20 protein-coding genes and 1 tRNA gene are annotated in these 20,460 nt (G+C 62.2%); 14 read left to right on the forward strand and 7 right to left on the reverse strand.

All coding sequences use genetic code 11. The features are described from left to right. Positions 1 to 24: 24 nt before the first annotated feature. Both rsfS and RA19_RS06005 read right to left on the reverse strand, forming a co-directional pair. The gene (rsfS, locus tag RA19_RS06000; RefSeq protein ID WP_039160588.1) at positions 25 to 387 is read right to left on the reverse strand and encodes a ribosome silencing factor; all 363 of its coding nucleotides are present in this window, start codon (positions 385 to 387) and stop codon (positions 25 to 27) included. Between the two features lie 168 nt (positions 388 to 555). Beyond that, complete coding sequence (locus tag RA19_RS06005; RefSeq protein WP_039160590.1) at positions 556 to 1,929, reverse strand: mechanosensitive ion channel family protein; 1,374 nt, start codon at positions 1,927 to 1,929, stop codon at positions 556 to 558. A 111-nt stretch (positions 1,930 to 2,040) separates the two neighbouring features. Between RA19_RS06005 and RA19_RS06010 the strand changes: the two genes are divergently transcribed. The 11 genes from RA19_RS06010 (at position 2,041) to RA19_RS06060 (ending at position 12,105) form a co-directional block, all read left to right on the forward strand. Then, positions 2,041 to 2,535 (forward strand): DUF3592 domain-containing protein, encoded by a 495-nt coding sequence (locus RA19_RS06010; protein ID WP_039160591.1) that lies wholly within the window; start codon positions 2,041 to 2,043, stop codon positions 2,533 to 2,535. A gap of 114 nt (positions 2,536 to 2,649) precedes the next feature. After that, a complete protein-coding gene (locus RA19_RS06015) occupies positions 2,650 to 2,763 on the forward strand; it encodes a hypothetical protein (RefSeq protein WP_039128958.1) in 114 nt (37 codons plus the stop codon). Positions 2,764 to 2,815: 52 nt separating this feature from the next. Continuing rightward, entirely contained in the window at positions 2,816 to 4,222 is a 1,407-nt protein-coding gene (gene leuC / locus RA19_RS06020) for a 3-isopropylmalate dehydratase large subunit (RefSeq protein WP_039160594.1), read from the forward strand. Between the two features lie 16 nt (positions 4,223 to 4,238). Continuing rightward, on the forward strand, positions 4,239 to 5,066 hold the full coding sequence (locus RA19_RS06025; protein WP_039160596.1) for a hypothetical protein: 828 nt from the start codon (positions 4,239 to 4,241) through the stop codon (positions 5,064 to 5,066). Then, complete coding sequence (leuD, locus tag RA19_RS06030; RefSeq protein ID WP_039160598.1) at positions 5,066 to 5,671, forward strand: 3-isopropylmalate dehydratase small subunit; 606 nt, start codon at positions 5,066 to 5,068, stop codon at positions 5,669 to 5,671. Before RA19_RS06025 ends, leuD begins: the two co-directional genes overlap by 1 nt. Before the next feature lie 375 nt (positions 5,672 to 6,046). Then, on the forward strand, positions 6,047 to 6,883 hold the full coding sequence (locus RA19_RS06035; protein ID WP_039160600.1) for a hypothetical protein: 837 nt from the start codon (positions 6,047 to 6,049) through the stop codon (positions 6,881 to 6,883). Then, positions 6,880 to 7,923: an endonuclease/exonuclease/phosphatase family protein gene (locus RA19_RS06040; RefSeq protein ID WP_039160601.1), complete on the forward strand. Its 1,044-nt coding sequence runs from the start codon at positions 6,880 to 6,882 to the stop codon at positions 7,921 to 7,923. Before RA19_RS06035 ends, RA19_RS06040 begins: the two co-directional genes overlap by 4 nt. Before the next feature lie 113 nt (positions 7,924 to 8,036). Further along, complete coding sequence (gene leuB, locus RA19_RS06045) at positions 8,037 to 9,140, forward strand: 3-isopropylmalate dehydrogenase (protein ID WP_039160605.1); 1,104 nt, start codon at positions 8,037 to 8,039, stop codon at positions 9,138 to 9,140. A 175-nt stretch (positions 9,141 to 9,315) separates the two neighbouring features. After that, complete coding sequence (locus tag RA19_RS06050; RefSeq protein WP_039160607.1) at positions 9,316 to 10,275, forward strand: DMT family transporter; 960 nt, start codon at positions 9,316 to 9,318, stop codon at positions 10,273 to 10,275. A gap of 43 nt (positions 10,276 to 10,318) precedes the next feature. Further along, positions 10,319 to 10,395: transfer RNA gene (locus tag RA19_RS06055), tRNA-Pro, on the forward strand. Between the two features lie 336 nt (positions 10,396 to 10,731). Next, positions 10,732 to 12,105 carry an ammonium transporter gene (locus RA19_RS06060; RefSeq protein WP_039160610.1) on the forward strand — a complete coding sequence of 458 codons (1,374 nt, stop codon included), beginning with the start codon at positions 10,732 to 10,734 and terminating at the stop codon, positions 12,103 to 12,105. 85 nt (positions 12,106 to 12,190) lie between these two features. Here the strand turns inward: RA19_RS06060 and RA19_RS06065 are convergent, their stop codons facing one another. From RA19_RS06065 to RA19_RS06080, 4 genes are all read right to left on the reverse strand, one after another. Then, entirely contained in the window at positions 12,191 to 12,964 is a 774-nt protein-coding gene (locus tag RA19_RS06065; protein ID WP_039160613.1) for an IclR family transcriptional regulator, read from the reverse strand. Positions 12,965 to 12,977: 13 nt separating this feature from the next. After that, positions 12,978 to 14,336, reverse strand: a complete 1,359-nt coding sequence (locus tag RA19_RS06070) for a TRAP transporter large permease (RefSeq protein WP_039160615.1) — start codon at positions 14,334 to 14,336, stop codon at positions 12,978 to 12,980. After that, complete coding sequence (locus RA19_RS06075) at positions 14,336 to 15,004, reverse strand: TRAP transporter small permease (RefSeq protein ID WP_039160618.1); 669 nt, start codon at positions 15,002 to 15,004, stop codon at positions 14,336 to 14,338. Before RA19_RS06075 ends, RA19_RS06070 begins: the two co-directional genes overlap by 1 nt. Positions 15,005 to 15,102: 98 nt before the next feature. Then, a complete protein-coding gene (locus tag RA19_RS06080; RefSeq protein WP_039160620.1) occupies positions 15,103 to 16,335 on the reverse strand; it encodes a TRAP transporter substrate-binding protein in 1,233 nt (410 codons plus the stop codon). Positions 16,336 to 16,443: 108 nt separating this feature from the next. Between RA19_RS06080 and RA19_RS06085 the strand changes: the two genes are divergently transcribed. Continuing rightward, on the forward strand, positions 16,444 to 18,039 hold the full coding sequence (locus tag RA19_RS06085) for a GMC family oxidoreductase (protein ID WP_039160622.1): 1,596 nt from the start codon (positions 16,444 to 16,446) through the stop codon (positions 18,037 to 18,039). On the opposite strand, the gene RA19_RS06090 is transcribed toward RA19_RS06085, so the two are convergent. Further along, entirely contained in the window at positions 18,036 to 18,947 is a 912-nt protein-coding gene (locus RA19_RS06090) for a LysR family transcriptional regulator (RefSeq protein WP_039160624.1), read from the reverse strand. The genes RA19_RS06085 and RA19_RS06090 overlap by 4 nt on opposite strands. 122 nt (positions 18,948 to 19,069) lie before the next feature. Here RA19_RS06090 and RA19_RS06095 point away from each other — a divergent pair, with 122 nt between their 5' ends. Together RA19_RS06095 and RA19_RS06100 are read left to right on the forward strand one after the other, a co-directional pair. Further along, positions 19,070 to 20,071: a zinc-binding alcohol dehydrogenase family protein gene (locus RA19_RS06095; protein WP_039160830.1), complete on the forward strand. Its 1,002-nt coding sequence runs from the start codon at positions 19,070 to 19,072 to the stop codon at positions 20,069 to 20,071. A gap of 54 nt (positions 20,072 to 20,125) precedes the next feature. Then, complete coding sequence (locus tag RA19_RS06100; protein WP_039160626.1) at positions 20,126 to 20,428, forward strand: DUF1330 domain-containing protein; 303 nt, start codon at positions 20,126 to 20,128, stop codon at positions 20,426 to 20,428. Positions 20,429 to 20,460 lie beyond the last annotated feature (32 nt).

The raw sequence follows: 20,460 nt of genomic DNA on the forward strand, positions 1-20,460 counted from the left end.
GCCTGCATCAAATCAGTCCCGGGTTCAGCCTTCGGCAGCGGCGGAGCCTGCAGGCATCCACATCTTCTCGAGCTGGTAGAACTCGCGCACTTCCGGGCGGAACAGATGGACGATCACATCGCCGCTGTCGATCAGCACCCAATCGCCGGCGCCTTTGCCTTCGGTCTTGCAGATGATGCCGTAGTCCTGTTTCAGGCGGTCCATCAGCTTTTCCGACATGGCAGCGACCTGACGGGTCGAACGGCCGGAGGCGATGACCATGTAATCGCCGATCTCAGTCTTGCCGCGCAGATCGATCTGCACAACATCTTCGGCTTTGTCATCGCTGAGTGAGGAGAGAATCCGCTCCAGCAGCTGTTCGCTGGTGGGCTGGGACTGGGAAGCCATCACGGCTGCCCCATTAGCAGCGGCATCTGCCGCTTGAGGTACGGGTGACAGGACATAGTCCTCCTTACAACGCGCCGCCAATGCCCCGGCGCCGGGCCTGTTAATAATGTAGCAACCAGAGGGTAAACTTTCAATGAAACCCCGCCCTGGCGTTGCGAAGACTGTGCTTTATCCGTCATTCCCGGCAGGTGCAACCCGAACCGGCAGGGGGTCGTTCAGCATCCGCACTTCGCGCTGCGGGAAGGGGATCGAAATGCCCTCGGCCTGGAACGCGTCCCACAGCGCCAGGAAGACCGCACCGCGGATATTGGTGAGGCCGCCGGTGGGGTCGTCGATCCAGATCCGCAGCACGTAGTCGACGCTGCTGTCGCCGAAGCCGGTGACGTGGCAGACCGGTTTCTTGCCCGCAGAGCTCAGCACCCGGTCGACGGCAGAGGCGGCCTCGATGGCGATCCTGCGCACCTTGTGGGGATCGTCGCCGTAACCGGTGCCGAACCGCAGGTCGAGGCGCACGTATTTGTCCGAATGGGACCAGTTCACCACCTGCGAGGTGATGAGATCCTCGTTTGGAATCAGGTACTCACGCCCATCGCGGGTCACCACCGAGACATAGCGGGCGCCCAGCGCGTTGATCCAGCCGAAGGTGTCGCCCAGCGAGATCACGTCGCCGGGCTTGATGGATTTATCCAAGAGAATGATCAGGCCGGAAACCAGGTTCGAGACCACTTTTTGCAGGCCGAAGCCAAGGCCAACGCCGATGGCGCCGGAGAGCACCGCCAGGCCGGTGAGGTCGATGCCGATTGCCTTCAGTCCGATGAAAAAGGCGGCGCTGTAGAACAGGATCTGCGCCAGTTTGGCGCCCAGCACCTGCATCGAAGGGGAGATTTCCGGGTTGCTGCGGATGCGGTTGGCGGCAGCAGCGGAAACCAGCCGCGCCAGCGTCAGCATCAGCCCAAGGATCACCACCGCCTGAATGATCAGCAGAAGCGAGATTCGCAGATCGCCGAAATCGATGGCAACGCTGTTCAAGAGGTCCTCGGCCTCAGCCGTGATGCCGAGAATACGCAGGGTGATCCAGGTCCAGGCGCCGTATTTGACCAGGTTGCGCAGCAGCGGATTGCTGACCAGCCGGGTGGCGAAAGCAACGATCAGCCAGGCCAGAGACAGGTTGGCAATCACCATCAGAACGCGGGAGCGGCTGGGCCAGGTCGCCTCCTGCATGATCAGCACCACGGCCCAGATCAGCACCACAAACAGGATTGCCCGCACTCGCTTGTGCAAGACCAGCGCCACCCGCATCCGCCAGCGCGGCCAGCCGCTGCGGCTGCGCAGCCAGTCGTGGTAGGCCCGCCCCAGCGGCCGGGCAACCAGGGCCGCCAGCACAAAGACAGCAACGGCAATACCGACCTGATAGGCGTTCCAGGGCCGCATCAGCATCTCGCCGCCCTGGGCTGCCAGCTCCCAGATCCGCTGGCCGAATTCCAGCGCCTCGGCGGTGCTTTCCGCCAGAGCGTCCTTTGGTTGGGTTTCTTCCTGCTCCATCACGCCCCCTTTTCAGAGCAGTCTGCCGCTCTGCCGCGTTTCGATCAAGCCGCACGGGAAACATCGCCAGGCAGCCAAGGCTTTGCTAAGCTGCAGAAAACGGAGGGGCATATGGCAGAAACTGTCAAACAACCGCTGTGGATGCGCATCCTGATGTTTCTGGTGCCGGGGATTTTCATCCTCTTCGGCCTGATCGCCTTTCTGGACAGCTGGCGCTTCGTGCGCCACGCGCTGCCTGCCGAAGCCGAGATCCTGTCAGTCCGCTATGTCCACGGGACCCGCACCGATACGGTCACCAAACGCACGGTTGATGACGGCGATTATTACCCGACTGTCCGTTATCAGGATGCCGCCGGCGACTGGTGGCAGGCAGAGGTTTTTCTGCCGGTGCGCTTCACGCCCGAGGTGGGTCAGACATTCGGGATTCTGTATCATGAGGAAAACCGCGGCTGGGTGCAGGAGCGGCACGGTTTCTTCTCCACCTGGATGATGCCGCTGATCATGTCCGGGCTAGGCATTGCCGGCGCCTTTGGCATGCGGTTTGCCCTGCGGTCGATGTCGCGGGCTGATGCCAGGCGGCTGGCGGAGAAAAACCGCGGTGCCTGACCATGGCCAGCATCTGGGGCACGGTTTCTCTATTGAACGGCCTCCTGCCCTCTTGCACGCATATCAGGCGTCAGTACCCGCCTGCGAACGAATCTTGATTGCCGGCCCGTCGGGATGTATCTGACAGCCATGACCTATGTCTTGGCCCAGAAGATTGAACTGCAAGACCGCGCACGCCTGCGCGAGCGGTTCTTTGGCGCCGCCCGCACGGTCCTGGCGCGCCTATAAGGTGCCTGCCCAGCCCAAAGCCAGCATTTCTACAAGATACGGGAGAGGACTCATGTCCCCCAAAACACTCTATGACAAGATCTGGGATGCGCATGTTGCGCATGAAGCAGAGGACGGCACCTGCCTGCTCTATATCGACCGCCATCTGGTCCACGAAGTGACCAGCCCGCAGGCCTTCGAAGGCCTGCGCATGGCCGGCCGCAAGGTGCACGCGCCGGACAAAACCATCGCGGTGCCGGATCACAACGTGCCGACCACCCTGGACCGCGCCGACCCGGCCACGATGACCGAGGAAAGCCGCATCCAGGTTGAGGCGCTCGACAAGAACGCCAAGGAATTCGGCGTGCATTACTACCCGGTGTCGGACATCCGCCAGGGCATCGTGCACATCGTCGGCCCGGAAAACGGCTGGACCCTGCCCGGCATGACCGTGGTCTGCGGCGACTCGCACACTGCAACGCACGGCGCATTCGGCGCGCTGGCGCATGGCATCGGCACCTCGGAAGTGGAGCACGTGCTGGCCACCCAGACGCTGATCCAGAAGAAATCCAAGAACATGAAGGTCGAAGTCACCGGCAAGCTGCGCCCCGGCGTCACCCCCAAGGACGTGACCCTGGCGATCATCGGCGAAACCGGCACCGGCGGCGGCACCGGCTATGTCATCGAATATTGCGGCGAAGTGTTCCGCGACATGTCGATGGAAGGCCGCATGACCGTCTGCAACATGGCCATCGAAGGCGGCGCGCGCGCGGGCCTGGTGGCGCCGGATGAAACCACATTTGCCTATGTGAACGGCCGCACCCATGCGCCCAAGGGCGCCCAGTGGGAAGCCGCGCTGAACTGGTGGAAGACCCTCTACACCGACGAAGGCGCGCATTTCGACAAGGTTGTTACCATCCGCGGCGAAGACATCGAGCCGGTTGTGACCTGGGGCACCAGCCCTGAGGACGTGCTGCCGATCACCGGTGTTGTTCCGGCACCCGAGGACTTTGAAGGCGGCAAGGTCGAAGCGGCCCGCCGCTCGCTCGAGTACATGGGCCTGACCCCGGGCCAGAAGCTGACCGACATCGAAATCGACACCGTGTTCATCGGCTCCTGCACCAACGGCCGCATCGAAGACATGCGCGCCGTGGCCGAAGTGGTGAAGGGCAAGAAGATCAAGGACGGCATCCGCGCCATGATCGTTCCGGGCTCCGGCCTGGTGCGGGCGCAGGCCGAAGAAGAAGGCCTGGCCGCGATCTTTGAGGAAGCCGGTTTCGAATGGCGCCTTGCAGGCTGCTCCATGTGCCTGGCGATGAACCCCGACCAGTTGTCCGAGCACGAGCGTTGCGCCGCAACCTCGAACCGGAACTTCGAGGGGCGTCAGGGCTACAAGGGCCGCACCCACCTGGTGAGCCCGGCGATGGCCGCGGCGGCTGCGCTGACCGGCAAGCTGACGGATGTGCGCGAGCTGATCTGAGCCTGAGGGGGCAGCAATGGCGTCCAGCACTTCCCTCCCTGCGGTTGCAAGCCTGTGGGTCGGCGACAGCCTCAACTGGCTGCACGAACTGTCCTTGGCCAGTTTCGTGCAGCGCGGCCACGAGGTTGTACTGTTCCATACAGGCCCGGCCGCGCCGCCGGTTCCGGCAGGTGTCCGCACCTGCCCGGCGGCGGAGATCTGGGACCCTGCCGCGGCAGGGCATGGGGACGCGCCTGCTTCGATGCTGTCGGATCTGTTCCGCCTGTATCTGCTGAAGCAGACGGAGATGATCTGGATCGACACCGATATGCTCTGCTACCGGCCTTTGCCGGACACGGACTATCACGTGGGCTATGAGCCGACGCGGTCGATCAACGGCGCGGTGCTGCGGCTGCCCAAAAACTCGGCAACCCTGAACCATCTTCTGGACTGGTTCGAGGACCCTGGGTTTGTGCCGCCCTGGCTGAACCGGAAGGTCAAGGCAGAGGTCGAGGCGGCGGCGCCCGGCAAACGGCTGCTGACAGCGTTTGAGCTGCAGCGGCCTTCGCTGGGCCCAAGGGCGCTGGACTACACGCTGAAACAGACCGGCGAAGTGGAGCATGTCCGTGAGCCGGATGTGTTCTACCCGATCCGCGGCGTGCTGACCGACGTTCTGTTCAGCGGCAACTGCCAGGAAGACGGCTGGCTCACCGGCGATACGCTGGCCATCCACCTCTACGCATCAATGGTGCGCCGCTACCACAAGGCGCACCGGCCCGAAAAACACAGCTTCATCGCCCGCCTGGCGGAAGAGATCGGATTTGATCTCGGCGGTTTGAAGCACCAGAAACAAGGAAACGAGTAATGGAAAAGTTCGAGAAACTGCACGGTATCGCAGCTCCGATGCCGCTGGTGAACATCGACACCGACATGATCATCCCGAAGGTGTTCCTGAAATCCATCCAGCGCACCGGCTTCGGCAAGAACCTGTTCGACGAGATGCGCTTTAACCGCGACGGCACCGAGATCGAGGATTTCGTGCTGAACAAGCCGCAGTACCGCAACGCCGAGATCCTGGTCGCGGGCGACAACTTCGGCTGCGGCTCCTCGCGCGAGCACGCGCCCTGGGCGATTGCCGATTTCGGCATCAAGTGCATCATCTCCACCTCCTTTGCCGACATCTTCTTCAACAACAGCTTCAAGAACGGCATCCTGCCGATCGTGCTGCCGCAGGAACAGGTCGACATCCTGATGGCCGACGCGGAAAAGGGCGAAAACGCCCGCATGACCGTGGACCTGGAAGCGCAGGAAATCACCACCTCGGACGGCGAAGTGATCAAGTTCGAAGTTGATGCCTTCAAGAAGCATTGCCTGCTGAACGGGCTGGACGATATCGGCCTGACCCTGGAGAAACAGGACTCGATCAAGACCTTCGAAGAACAGGCTGCACAGGCGCGCCCCTGGGTCTGATCCCGGCTTAGCCTCTGCAAGCGCTTCAGAGCCGCCCTGCCCGGGCGGCTCTTTTTTGGCCAGCACGCCAGATTCGCGCCGCATTTCCGCCGTAATTCAAATGGCGCCGCCCCCTTGTGCGCTGTGGCGCGGCTGGCACATCATCTGGTGTCCGCACGGCCAAGCCTCTCAAATTCAACCAAAACGCTGATGCAATCCCGCACCAGTGCTGCAGCGAATGTGCCGCTTGTCCGGCTGCCAGCCCTTGAGCGGAAAGATGCCGGCGGGCAAGAATGGGGCAAAAATGAGGCAGAGCACCCCGATTCAATCCGGGGGGCTTCAAAGCCGGAACCAGGGAGAAAAAACGCCCGGTCCGGTTTGAAGGGAAACGTAGACGTGTTTGCACGCATCACAGGCGCGGCGTTCCGCGGCATACTGGTGGCCATGCTGTTTGCCATGCCGTCATTGATTCTGCCGGCATCGGCCACCGAGTCGCCCGAGATCATCGTCTTTATCGCGCTCTTGGGCGCGGCGCTTGCCTTTGCCGAATACTATTCCCATTTCCCCAGCTTCGTGGAATTCCGCAGCGCGCCGCCGATCAACCGGATGCGGTTTGCCGCCTTTGCCGCCACCGTCGGCAGCTTAAGCCTTTTGGCCGCACACCCGCTGGCGCCGACCGGGCTGACAGCCCTGGTGCAGCAGCTGGGCGGCTGGCTGGGCAGCCAGCTGGAATTTGCGTTTTCACCGGTACAGCTCGCCGTTTTGATGATGCCGCCGCAGGTGCCTGAGGCCACAGTGCTGATGGTGCGCGATGCCGCCGCGCTGGCCAGTGCCGCCGCCGTTGCGGCAATTGCGGTCTTTGCGCTGGTGATCCGGGTCGGCCATTGGCCGGTCGGCAGCGGTGCTTTCAATGTCTGGATCAATCTGCCGCTGTTCGATCCCACCACTGGCGGCGATGTGGTGCAGCGGCTGCAGCGGGATGCCCGGATCAACATCATCTGCGGTGTGCTGCTGCCCTTTGCGCTGCCCGCCGCGGTCAAACTTGCCACCGGGCTGATTGATCCGGCCATGCTCGCCGCACCGCATATGCTGGTCTGGGCGGTCAGCGGCTGGGCACTGGTGCCTGCCTCGATGGTCATGCGCGGCATGGCAATGCTGCGCATCGCCGGGCTGATCGCGCAGAAACGGCGCGCCGCCAGCCTGGACGCAAATGAGGCAATGCAGACCGCATGAGGCGGCTGGCGGGCTGTCTTCTGCTGATCCTTGCCGCCGGAGCGGCCCGGGCGGAAACGCTGCGCATCGCCACCTTCAACACCGAACTCTCCCGCGACGGCCCCGGCCTGCTGCTGCGCGATATCCAGCGCGGCAAGGACCCGCAGATTGCTGCGGTTGTGGAGGTCATAGCCGCGTCGCAACCCGATATTCTGGCGCTGCAGGGAATCGACTGGGACTACGAAGGCCGTGCCCTGGCCGCCCTGGCAGAGGCGCTGGCAGCAGCAGGCGCTCCCTATCCGCATCTGGTGTCATTGCAGCCCAACGCCGGCCTGCCGCCGCCGGAGCCTCTGGACCTGGATGGCGATGGGCGGAACGGAGGCCCGCGCGACAATCAGGGATACGGGCGGTTCCGCGGCCAGGGCGGGATCGCACTGATGTCGCGGCTGCCAGTGGACCGCGACGGCCTCCGCGACTTTTCAGAACTGCTGTGGCAGGACCTGCCCGGCGCGCTGCTGCCGCGGCATCCGGATGGCTCTCCCTTTCCGTCACCTGAAGCGCTGGCTGTTCAGCGGCTGTCCTCCACCACGCATTGGCTGGTGCCGGTCGCGCTGCCGGATGGCGGGCGGCTGAACGTGATGACATTCCACGCCGCTCCGCCGGTCTTTGACGGGCCCGAGGACCGCAACGGCCGCCGCAACCGAGACGAAATCCGCCTGTGGCAGTTGCTGCTGGACGGTCAGCTGGGGCTTGCCCCGAAAGGGGATTTTGTCATTGCCGGGGATGCCAATCTCGACCCTGAGCGCGGTGAGGGGCTGAAACCTGCAATCCGCAATTTGCTCGGCGATCCACGCCTGCAGGACCCGCGCCCGGAAAGTCCCGGGGGCAGCACAGCCACGGTGGAGTGGCAGGGCGTTGGACAGATGCGGGTTGACTATGTGCTGCCCTCGGCCGGGCTGACTGTTGCCGGCAGCGGCGTTGTGTGGCCGGAGGATCCGGAAGCCGCTGCCGCCAAAGCCAGCCGGCACCGATTGGTCTGGGTCGATATCGCTTTCGACTAGGCGTCTGCAAAGCTCAGCAATTCCCCTGCATAACCCCATATTTCCCGGGGCTGTTATTGACCCTGCGCCGCTGTCCCGCTACGCCCGTGCCAGCTGTTTTTAGGAGGATCCCCATGCCCAACCCATCGATTCTGATTCTGCCCGGCGACGGGATCGGCCCCGAAGTCATGACCGAGGTGCGCAAGGTCATCTCATGGTTCGGCGACAAGCGCGGCCTGCAGTTCGATGTGAGCGAGGATCTGGTCGGCGGTGCGGCCTATGACAAGCACGGCAAGCCGCTGGCGGATGAGACCATGGCCAAGGCGCAGGAAGTCGACGCGGTGCTGCTGGGCGCTGTTGGCGGCCCGGCTTATGACGATCTGGACTTCTCGGTGAAGCCCGAGCGCGGCCTCTTGCGCCTGCGCAAGGAGATGGACCTTTATTCCAACCTGCGCCCGGCGCAGTGCTTTGACGCACTGGCGGATTTCTCCTCGCTGAAAAAGGACATCGTCGCCGGTCTGGATATCATGATCGTGCGCGAGCTGACCTCGGGCGTCTACTTCGGCGAGCCGCGGGGCATCTTCGAGGAAGGCAATGAGCGCGTCGGTATCAACACCCAGCGCTACACCGAGTCCGAAATCGAACGTGCAGCCCGCTCCGCCTTTGAACTGGCGATGCGCCGGAACAAGAAGGTCTGCTCGATGGAGAAGGCCAATGTGATGGAGAGCGGTATCCTGTGGCGCGAGGTGGTGACCCGTGTTGCAGCGGATTATCCGGAAGTCGAGCTCAGCCACATGTATGCTGACAATGGTGCGATGCAGCTGGTGCGCGCGCCCAAGCAGTTCGATGTGATCCTGACCGACAACCTGTTCGGCGACATCCTGTCCGACTGTGCCGCGATGCTGACTGGCTCGCTCGGCATGCTGCCCTCCGCATCGCTGGGCGCGCCGATGGAAAACGGCCGCCCCAAGGCGCTGTATGAACCCGTGCACGGCTCCGCTCCCGACATCGCGGGCCAGGGCAAGGCCAACCCGATCGCCTGCATCCTGAGCTTTGCCATGGCGCTGCGCTACAGCTTTGACCAGGGTGAAGAGGCCGGCCGCCTGGAAGCTGCAATCGAGAAGGTGCTGGCCGACGGCGTGCGCACCGCGGACCTGCTGGCCAGCGAAGGCGTCGAGCCGGTCTCGACCAGCCAGATGGGCGATGCTGTGATTGCAGCGCTGGACGCAAGCCTCTGACACGGCGTTTCATCACGAAACAAGGGAAAGGGCCGGACATTCCGGCCCTTTTTCTTTTGCTGCTCGCGGTGCGCTGCCGCGCTCTCCCGAACACCGCCTGCATTCTTGACTTGCGTTGCGGCCAAGCGGCCGGTAGCGCTAAACTTGTTCTTCCCGATCCATTGCCCTGGCTTCCATGAACTCCAAAGCTGCCCTTTTAGCGCTGAGCGCCTTTGCCCTGTTTTCAGCCCATGACGTGGTGGTGAAGTTCGTCAGCGGGAACGTGCCGGCCTTTCAGATCGTGTTCTTCAGCATCCTGCTGTCCTTTCCGTTGCTGACACTTCTCATGGTGCGGGATGCCAGCCCGGGAAACCTGCGGCCCAGGCACCCGTATTGGACCGCCCTCCGGTCTCTGGCGATGTCGGTGGTGCCAGTGAGCGCGTTTTATGCCTTTTCGGTGCTGCCACTGGCGCAGACTTATGCCCTGCTGTTTGCCTCGCCGCTGCTGATTACCCTACTGGCCATCCCCCTGCTGGGAGAAAAGGTGGGCCTGCCGCGGCTGCTGGCGGTCGTGGCAGGGTTTGCCGGAGTTCTCGTCGTGCTGCGCCCGGACGGAACGGAACTGGGGCTGGGCCATGCTGCGGCCCTGACAGCGGCGTTTGGAACGGCGCTGCAGTCTGTCATTCTGCGCCGCCTCAGCAATTGCGAACGCGGCGTGGTACTGATGCTGTACCCTATGCTCGTGACACTGCTGATGACGGGCCTGGCCCTGCCCTTCGTCTACGTCCCCATGAGCGGTACCGGTCTGGCCGGCCTCGCAGTCATTGCCGTTCTCGGATTTGTTGCAATGCTGCTTCTGGTTCAGGCCTACACGCTTGGCGAGGCCGTCATCGTGGCGCCTATGCAGTATTCCCAGATCATCTGGGCAACGGTCTCCGGTGTGCTTCTGTTTGGCGAGCCACTGGACGTCTCAACGCTGCTGGGCGCGGCCATTATCATCCTCAGCGGCGTCTTTATCGTGATCCGCGAATCCCGCGGCGGCCGGTCTGCCAACACCCCGGTTCTGCGCACCCGCAGCCGTGCCGTGACCAACGGCGGCATGAATATTTCGGTGATCCTGAAAAAACGCTCCACCCGGGAAAATACTCCGAAATAGGCCTTGCAAATCCCCCGGCTGGCGTTTAGTCACGCGCCACGGTCGGAGTGTAGCTCAGCCTGGTAGAGCACTGTCTTCGGGAGGCAGGGGTCGGAGGTTCGAATCCTCTCACTCCGACCAAAAAATCGGCGCCGCAAGGCGCCTTTTTTATTTTCAAAACCAATCCGCTTAGCCTAATATCCAAGCACGCCGCCCCCTCACCCTCATGAGATGCGGCATCAACTTGGCCATATGCGTACTGAGAGTGAACATTTTTTCCACAAGTGAAAAAATGTCTTTGTAAAGTACATTAAATTCCCCATCATTCCTCCTAGCCGGGCCAGTCACTCCCCTTTGACCCCGCCTGGCGCACTGCGGACCGGCGAGCGGCGCTCTCATGAGCGCTGCCTGCCGGCCAAACCAAGCCGATAGAGAAAAAATCGGCGCGATGACAAATAAACCGGGAGGAAATTGGTAATGTCATTGGACGTGAGCACAATATATGCTCAGCAGGTCACCCTGAATTCGCTGGTACAGAACATTCTGTATGCTTCGGGCGTCGTCGGGGCGCTTCTGGTGGTTGTCGGGCTTCTGCTGATCGACGCGGGCACCGCACGGCGCAGGAACCTCTTCAACTCCACCATCGAAAAGACGCTTGGCTTTTTCCTGGGCTTCGCAACCTATTACGTGATCGGTTTTGGCCTGTGGGCGGGCCAGTACTATATCATGGCGGACGCAACCATGATGGATTCGATCAAGGACTGGTGGCTTGGCGGCGCTATGACCAATTCGGTGGCGCACCATGTTGATCCGGCAATTTTCCCGGGGCTGAACACATTCCAGATCTTCGTGTTCTTCCTGGCTGTGTTTGCGGGCATCATCAACATCCTGCTGCATTTTGCCGTGTCCGAGCGGATGAAGGCCTCGGCCTATTTCATCACCTGTGTCGTCGCGGCTGTGGTCTCGTCGGCCTTGAGCTGGGCCACCTGGGGTTCGGTCGGTCCGCTGACCAACGCAGGCTTCCACGACTTCTTCGGCGTGGGCTTTGTCTACCTGTTCCCGGCCGGCATGGCGCTGGTGTTCACCCCCAAGCTGGGCGCCCGTCCGGGCATGATGACCCCGCATCCGCGGGTGTCGAAGTACCTGGCACCGAGCATCGGCCTGTGCGCCCCCGGCTTGCTGCTGATCTTTGCCGGCCTGCCGATGGTGATCTTGTCCTGCCTGTTCTTCTTTGATCCGGAAGCGCTGGCAATCAGTGTCACCATGGCCGACACCAGCGTTGGCATTGCCATCAACAACTATGCTCTGGTCTGGGCAGGCGGTGCGGTCACCGGCCTGGTGATTGCCTATGCCTCCGGCAACTATGCCTATACCCTGCTGGGTCCGCTTGCGGGCTATGTTGCGGGTGCGTCGGGCTTTGACGTCTACCTGCCCTGGCAGGCCTTCACCGTCGGCCTGGTGGCGCCGTTTGCAGCCTTCATCGTCTATGAGTTCACCCTCAAGCGCGGCATCGACGAGCACAAGCTGTTCCCTCTGTTCCTGGGCTGCGGAACCCTGGGCATGGTGATGCTGGGCATCTTCAAGGCCGGCACCCCGCGCGGTGGTTTCTTCGGCATCGAAGAAGGCGCCTATGCCTTCCAGCATGGTGAGATTTCGCTGGTGATGCAGCTGGTTGGCACCGCAACCTGCATCGGCACCGGTGTCGTCACCGCCCTGATCCTGAGCTTCATCCTGGAGCGGACCGTGGGCCTGCGGGTCTCGGAAGATGACCAGATCGACGGCCTGGACGGCAAGATCTGGGATCTGGAGCCCGACGTCATCACCCACGCGGACAGCGCGCAGAACGCCTGATCCAGCGAAGAAAGCAGAAAGGCCCCGGTATCTGCCGGGGCCTTTTCTATTGCAGAACCTGAGCAGAGCCGCCGGGATCAGCCTGTCAGGACAGATTGGCCAGTTCGGCAGCCGCTTCCTGCAGCGACGGCAGGAACCCTATCAGATCCTCCAGGCTGCGGCGCTGCACCGGGGCGTGGATCGACAAAGTGGCCATCAGCCGGTTCCGGGCATCCAGCACCGGTACGGCAACCGCGACCATACCGGCGATGAATTCCTCTTCATCCGTGGAATAGCCCCGGCGGCGGATCTCCTCCAGCTCTTCGATCAGAGCATCCGGATCCGTTCGTGTCTGCTCTGTCATGGCCGGCAGCGCGCGCGAACGCAGCACCGCCTCCAACGAACTGGATTTCAAGGTGGAGAGATACATCTTGCCGCTGGCGGTGCAGTGGAAGGGTACCTCGGTGCCGATCGGCAGCTGGATGCGCAATGGCCATTTGGTTTCGACCCGGTCGAGGTAGATCATCCCCTCGCGGTCCGGTGTCGCCAGATTGCAGGTCTCACCGAAATCCTCGGCCACGCTTTTGAGGATGCTGAGGCGGGCGGTGCGCAGATGCTCCGAGGACATTGTGTTCAAGGCCAGCTTGCGCAGCCGCGGGCCGGGCCCGTAGGCCCGCCCGTCAAGGTCGCGCTGCAGAAAACCTTCGGCTTCGGCGGTCTGCATCAGGCGGTGGACGGTCGGCTTGGGCAGTCCCATGGCCTCGATCATCTCGGCCGGCTTCACCGCCACCCCGCGCCGGGCCACCTCCTCCAGCAGTACCAGCAGTCGCAGGTTGGTGGGGAGCTGGCCCTCTTTCTTGTCTGACGCGTCCTCTGCCATGGCCGCTTGTTCCCTACTTGTTGGGCAGCAGCACCAGGGCGAAGTCAGGCACCAGAGAGACCAGTACCCAGACCCCGATCAGGGCTGCAAGGTAAGGAACGGTATAGCGAAGCAGTCGGAAATACGGAACACCGGTAACACCGGATGCGACGTAGAGGTTCAGCCCGTAAGGCGGCGTGATGAAGCCGATGGAGGCACCAACCAGGAAGATCACCGAGAAATGGATCGGATCCACACCGACCGAGGCCGCGATGGGGGCCAGGATCGGGGCCAGGATGATGGTGACCGGCAGGCTTTCCAGCACCATGCCCGAGAAGAACACGATGACCATCGAGGTGAACAGCACCGCATGGTAGCCACCCATCGAGGTGACGAAATCACCGATGGTCTGCTGCGCGCCCAAGAGTGACAGGATCTGCTGCATCACCACCGAGATCGCGATCAGCGGTGCCAGGATGCCGGTGATCTGGGCTGAACGCACCACGATCGAGGGGATTTGCGGGATGGTGAAGCCTTCGACAACCAGCATCTCGGCATAAGACTTCTCCTCCCAGGTCTTGTCCGTCTTGGCACCTGTGATTTTGGTCACCACCCAGGACAGAACACCTGCGATGACACAGAAGCCGACGGTGACGCCTGCGGCCTCGGTCGGGGAGAATTTGCCGGTGTAGATGCCCCACAGCACCAGGCCGATGGCAAAGAAGCCGAGCCAGGCGCCGAAGGCGGTTTTCAGCACCCGGGTCAGCTGCAGCGGGATCAGGAAGCCCCAGCCGTTGCGGTAGCAGATGATCCAGCAGGCGAGCTGCATGCCGATGACCATCATTGCGCCCGGCAGGATGCCGGCCACAAACAGGTCCGAGATCGGCAGGTTCATCAGGAAGCCGTAGACGATGAAGATGATCGACGGCGGAATGATGATGCCCACGGTTCCGCCCGCGGCGGCGGTGGCAGCCGAGAAACGCTCGTCATAGCCGCCCTTGACCATTTCCGGGTGCAGCATGGAGCCGATGGTGGCGGTGGTGGCTGAGTTGGAGCCGGAGATTGCGGCAAACAAACCGCAGGCACCAAGCGAGGCCATCGCCAGCCCGCCGCGCATCCAGCCAAGGCAGGCATAGGCGAAGTCCGAAAGGCGCCGCGCAATCCCTGACTGGTTGATCAGGTCGCCGGTCAGGATGAACAGCGGCATCGCCAGAAGAGCAAAGCCCTTGTTGAAGACGTTCAGCAGCTCCGCGCCCATGTTGTCGAGCGTCAGCCCCAGCACAAAGGAGCAGCCGATGACCCAATAGCCGATGACCAGCAGCACCGGTACGCCCAGCATGAACAGGAAGGTAACCCCAAGCGAGATCAGCGTGACCCAGGTTCCGGTATCCATTACACGTCTCCTCCGATCACGGCCTGTTTGATCAGCGGTTCACCGCTGCGGTAGTTGCGGATGTCGTCAGCCAGGTTTTCAAAAACCCGGGCGATCATCAGGACAAAGGACAAGGGCGCGGTGATCAGGAACCACCATTGCAGCACGCTGTCAGTGCCCAGCACGATCTGAAAGTTGGAGGCCGACAGCGCGGTCAGCCGGGTGGTGGTGACAAAGACGATGACGGCAAAGCCGAACCACAGCACTGCGTCCAATGCCAGGCAGCCCATCTGGGCCCAGCGGGGCATGATGGTGCGGAATTCAGAGAAACTCAGATGCGTGCGGAGCCTGACGTTAAAGGCAGCTCCGAACCAGGCCATCACCATGAACAGCAAGGGCGGAATGGTGGTGGACCAGGGCTCCTGGTTTTTGAAGACGAAGCGGTCTATCACGCCCCAGAAAATGATGAAGGCAATCGCCAGGTAGCTCCACACCATGATGGTGCGCTCCAGATGCCGGTCCAGCAGCGGCACCAGCTTGTAGATCAGTATCACCACAAGGCCGCCGATGGCGGCGGCGGCGGTGCCCAGCACCCAGGCTGCATTGCTTTCCAAGGCATTGCGGATTTCCCAGCTGTCCTGCGATGCAAACGCGCTGAAAATCGCACTGATATCAGACCAGAGCGTCATTCGTTCCTCCCATGAAACCTCCGGTCTCCCGTCCGGAGGGGCGTTCCCCGGCGCCTGTAGCAGCGCCGGGGAACGGATCGTTTCAGCCTAAGTGCTGGTCAGCCTTTCCACCAGCGGCGGGGCTCTACGTTTTCGGGCTTCATGTCTTTGTCGACTTCGCGCGCGATGTTGTAGATTTCCTGGTAAGTGTCGATGCCGCCGGCCCATTTGTTCAGGCGGTCGCGCCACTGCTCCCACAGCTGCGGCTGGAACTCGGGTGAGCACATTTCCTCGGCCATGCGGATCTCGCTATCCGGCAGGAAGGCTGGGCGCACGTTGTGCTCGACGAACATGGTGCCTGGCAGCTGCGGGTCCGAGAAGCCCACGGTCTTGACCAGCGCCGCCTCGTTGGCCGCCTGCACATGGGCCTGAGCCCAATAGGCGCTCTCCATCACCGCGTCTTGCAGGTAGCCTTCGAGACCATCAAAAACCTTCGCCGACATCGAGGTGTGCTCGGTGCCGCAGAAGAATTTGAGGTCGACGGATTGGCTGACCACCGGTGACATGTTGGCGTAGGCCACAGCCGAGGCCCAGGTTTCGGCGCCGTCGATCAGACCCTGTTTCAGGCCGTCCAGGGTTTCTTCCCAGGCCACCGGCACCGGGTTCAGGTTCAGCGCCTTCATGGCGATGCGGCCCAGCTGGGTTCCGGTCACGCGGTTCTTGGTGCCGAACAGCTGCTCCAGCTTGGTGATGGTGGGCGCGTCCTTGTACTTCAGGCCCAGCTGGATGCCGCGCAGCTCACAGTGGCTGAACAGGAATTTCAGCCCGTGGCGTTTCTCCAGCGGGTCGCGCAGGATTTCCTGGCTCTTGGGGTGATAGAGGAAATGATACTGCGAAGCGCGGCCCGGGAACATGAAGGCATAGTCCAGCACGTTCAGATAAGGCGCGCCGCCAGCCGAGTTCTGGGTCGAGGCGGCATAGATGTCGACAATCCCCTGCTGGGTTTTCTCAACACAGCTCAGTTGGCCGCAGATCTGGTTGTCACCGATGAACTCGATCCGGATCTCCCCATCCGTCCGAGCTTCCAGGTCGCGTGCAAACTCCAAGGCGCCGGCCCGCTCGATCAGCAGGTTGCGCGCATTAAAGCCCGAGGCGCCGAATTTCAGCGTGTGTTTAGCAGGCTTGGAAAAGCGCCGCTCGTAGGTCGATTCGGCCGCCGAGGCGAGATTCGCCAGGCTCATCGCCCCGCCAAAGCTGCCTGCCGCAAGCAGGGTCGAGCTCATCCCGTAAGTCCCTGCTACACGGAACAGATCCCGCCGCGAAATACGGCTCAGTTTGTTAGTAAGCCCCATAATTCTCCTCCCTAAGATCAATTATTGAGACGTTTCGTATCAAAAATATCTAGATTATTTCCTGCGATCTGTATAGAAGTTTTTTCCACACAGGGCGGAGAGAAGGTCGTGGAAGCAGATTTCATTGTTATCGGAGCGGGGTCATCGGGGTGCGTCATCGCCAACCGGCTGAGCGCAAATCCTAACAACAAAGTGGTGCTGCTGGAGGCAGGCGGGCGGGATATCAATCCCTGGATCCACATTCCGGTCGGTTACTTCAAGACGATCCATAACCCCTCGGTCGACTGGTGCTACAAGACCGAGCCGGACCCGGGTCTCAATGGCCGTTCCATTGAGTGGCCCCGCGGCAAGGTGCTGGGCGGCTCCTCCTCGCTGAACGGGCTGCTGTACGTGCGCGGCCAGCCGCAGGACTATGACCGCTGGCGCCAGATGGGCAATGCGGGCTGGGGCTGGGAGGATGTTCTGCCGCTGTTCAAACGCTCGGAAAACAACGAGCGCGGCGCGGATGAGTTCCATGGCAGCGACGGGCCGCTGTCGGTTTCCAACATGCGCATTCAGCGCCCGATTACTGACGCCTGGGTCGCCGCGGCGCAGGCTGCGGGCTATCCGTTCAATCCGGATTACAACGGGGCCAGCCAGGAAGGCGTCGGCTTCTTCCAGCTGACTGCCCGGAATGGCCGCCGCTGCAGCGCGGCCGTGGCCTTTCTGAACCCGGTGAAAAAGCGTGAGAACCTGCAGATCATCACCCGCGCCATGGTGCAGAAGGTCGATATCCAGGAAGGCCGCGCCGTGGCGGTTCTGTACAAGGACCGCGCGGGGCAGATCCAGAGAATCACCGCCCGGCGCGAGATCGTGCTGTCGGGCGGCGCCATCAACTCGCCCCAGATTCTGATGATGTCGGGCATCGGCGAGGGCGCGCAGCTTGCCGAACAAGGGATTGAGGTGAAGAAGAACCTCTATGGTGTCGGCAAGAACATGCAGGACCACCTGCAGGCGCGGCTGGTTTACAAATGCAACGAGCCGACGCTGAACGATGAAGTCCGCACCCTGTTCGGCCAGGCCAAGATCGGCCTGAAATACGCGCTGTTCCGGGCTGGCCCGATGACCATGGCGGCAAGCCTTGCCACCGGGTTCATGAAGACCCGCGACGATCTGGAGACCCCGGACATCCAGTTCCACGTGCAGCCGCTGTCGGCCGAGAACCCGGGAAAAGGTGCTGATCCCTTCTCGGCCTTCACCATGTCGGTCTGCCAGCTGCGGCCGGAAAGCAAGGGGGAGATCCGGATTGTGTCCTCCGATCCCAATACCTACCCCAAGATCATCCCGAACTACCTGTCGGCGGAAACCGACTGCCGCACCGTGGTGGCCGGGGTGAACATCGCCCGCAAAATCGCCCGCCACGCGCCGCTGACCTCGAAGATCTCGGAGGAGTTCCGCCCCAGCGCGGATCTGCCGATGGACGACTACGAGGCGACGCTGGACTGGGCGCGCAGCAACACCGCCTCGATCTACCACCCCACCGGCACCTGCAAGATGGGCCAGGGCGAGGACGCAGTTGTCGACGCTGAGTTGCGCGTGCATGGTATCCGCGGGCTGCGGGTGGCGGATTGCTCGATCATGCCAGAGATCGTCTCGGGCAACACCAACGCGCCTGCGATCATGATCGGAGAGAAGGCCAGCGACCTGATCGCGGCCTCGGCCTAGGCCGGCTTCAGCCAGGCCGGGTCCCTGCCAATCCGGTCCAGCAGGAAATCCATAAAAACCCGGACCTTGGCGGACAGCACGTTCGACTTGGGATAGACCAGCCACAGGACCGATTGGTCATCAATCCTGTATTCAGGAAGGATCCGCACCAGGGTTCCGTCAGCAAGTTCACGGTGGACGCTCCACAGCGAGTTGATGGAGATCCCGCCTCCGGCGATTGTGGCCAGCTTCTGGCTCAGCCCGTCATCAAGAATGAGGCGGCCCGCGGATTGCCCCGGATCGAACAGCCCCTGTGCCCCTTCGGCGCTGATCAGCCTGCGCGGTGACTGGTCCTGAAAGGCGATCAGCTGGTGCGCAACAAGATCAGCCGGGCTTTGCGGCTGACCGTACTCCTCCAGGTACTGCGGCGCGGCGCATAAAATGCGGGTATCCTCGGCCAGCTTGCGCCCCTTGAGGCTGGTGTCCTCCAGCGCCGCATTGCGCAAGGCAAGGTCAAAACTGCCTTCAATCAGGTCAAAGCGGGAATCCGACAGCCTCAGATCTAATGAAATGCCGGGATAAAGCCGCAGGAATTCAGGCAGCTGCGGGGCAATGTAAAGCTGTGCAAAAGTGCTGGGCGCGGTGAACCGCAGGGTGCCGGTGGGGTCGGAGCTGCCCTGCCCCAGAGCAGCGCGGCCAGCTGCCTCCTGGGCCAGGATTTCGCGTGCATACGGCAGGAATTCCGCACCTTCCAGCGACAGTACCACCTTGCGGGTCGAGCGGTGCAGCAGATCGGCCCCCAGCGTATTCTCCAGCTTGGCAAGCCGGGCGCTGGCCACCGCAGGCGCCATCCCCAGCGCCCGGCCCGCAGCGCTGATGTTCAGTTTCTCCGCTGCCAGCACAAACAGGCGCACGCTGTCAGTATCCACGGCATTATCTCCAAAATCCGAATTATGAACTCACTTTTGGCGCCTTTATCCAATTTTCACAAGTGATACCTGGGGAGACAGAAAGGACACAGGCGCAGGGCGCCAGATGAAAGGACATGTTCATGAAAGCTGTTGGATACCGGAACACCGGCCCCATCACCGAAGCGGAAGCCCTGGTCAGATTTGAGGCAGAAGTGCCGGAAATCGGCCCGCGCGACTTGCTGGTTGAGGTCAAGGGCGTCTCGGTCAATCCGGTGGATGTGAAACTCCGCGCATTGCTGGAGCCTGAGGGCCTTCGCACTCTTGGGTTTGATGCGGCTGGTATCGTCCGCGCTGTTGGCAGCGGTGTCAGCGGTTTTGCGGTTGGCGATGAGGTCTTCTACGCAGGTGATTTCACCCGCCAGGGCACCAATGCCGAACTGCATGCGGTGGACGAGCGCATCGCGGGGCGTAAGCCGCAGACGCTTGGCTTTGCCGAAGCGGCAGGACTGCCGCTGACCTCGATCACGGCTTGGGAGATCCTGTTTGATTGTTTCCGGCTGGCCGAAGGCGGCGGCCAGGGCGACAGCCTGCTGGTCATCGGCGCGGCCGGCGGTGTTGGCTCGATCCTGATCCAACTGGCAAAACAGCTGACCGGCCTTACTGTGATTGCCACTGCGTCGCGCCCGGAAACGGCGGATTGGGTCCGGAACATGGGAGCCGACCACGTGATTACCCACCGCGAGCCGCTGCCCCCTCAGGTCAAGGCACTGGGGCTGGAGCCGCGCTATGTTGCATCGCTTTCGGGAACCGGAGAGCATTTTGCCGGCATCGTGGAGCTGATCCAGCCGCGCGGCCATATTGCGCTGATCGACGATCCGGAAGTGCTGGATATCAAGGCCATCAAGATGAAGGCGCTGAGCCTCAGCTGGGAGTTCATGTTTGCCCGCCCGATGTACCAGACCGCCGACATGGATCAGCAGCGCGCCTTGCTGAACCGGGTGTCTGAACTGGTCGACGCTGAGAGGCTGCAATCAACCGTGACTGCCAACCTTGGCCGGATGAGTGTGGAGACGCTGAAGCAGGCCCACATGCTTCAGGAGAGCGGCCGGGTTATCGGCAAAAACGTTCTTGAGGGATTTTGAACGGGAGGCAGGCACACCGCCCGTCTCAAACATGCGTAACTGAAGGAAAAAACTATGGCCTATTACTCTGTACTCGCCGTCACGCCTTCCAGTGATGGCTGGGTGCCCGATTACCTGCCAGCAGCGAACAGGCTGGTGGCGCAGTACGGCGGCACCTACCTTGCCCGGACCTCCAGCCATGAGCAGTTGGAAGGCGCTGCCCAGCCTGCTGCACTGCGGATCGTCATCGAATGGCCATCCCGCGAAGCGGCAATCGGCTTCATGAACGATGCGGAGTATACTCCTCATTTGAACGCCCGCAGCAAAGGATCCGAGAGCTTTCATTTTCTGGTCGAGGGCAAGGACGAGCTGGGCTGAACCGCCCGGCCATCCCGCAAGAGTGAACAAAG

This window comes from Leisingera sp. ANG-M1, assembly GCF_000813745.1.
Lineage (GTDB): Bacteria > Pseudomonadota > Alphaproteobacteria > Rhodobacterales > Rhodobacteraceae > Leisingera.